The sequence below is a fragment of the Microbacterium sp. CCH5-D1 genome (assembly GCF_001557335.1).
Taxonomy (GTDB): Bacteria; Actinomycetota; Actinomycetes; order Actinomycetales; family Microbacteriaceae; genus Microbacterium; species Microbacterium oxydans.
In genome coordinates this window covers 1-253 of the sequence record NZ_LSJW01000002.1, presented here as the reverse complement: position 1 = coordinate 253, position 253 = coordinate 1, and the positions used below count along the sequence as shown (strand labels likewise).

Below are 253 nucleotides of genomic sequence, written 5' to 3'. Positions count from 1 at the left end.
CGTGCCCGCGAGCAAGATGCAGGCCGTCATCGACCTCGTGCGGCCGCCGCAGGGCGCCTTCGAGCTCGAGCACTCCGACCTCATCGTCGCGCGCCAGAACCTCGAGATCATCACCGCTGACCCGCAGAAGGGCGCCGACCTCTGGGGACACAAGGGCTGGCTCGATCGCCACGACCTCGCGATCGTCAAGATCGCCGGCGCCCCCGTGATGGTGGCCCGTATCGCCCGCCACGACCGTTCCGCCACCGCGCAG

General features: G+C 70.4%; 1 protein-coding gene. It reads left to right on the top strand.

The window, feature by feature from the left end; genetic code table 11:
* Positions 1–253 (top strand): hypothetical protein (locus tag AX744_RS20425; protein WP_197429125.1); only part of this gene is annotated, 253 nt, incomplete at both ends.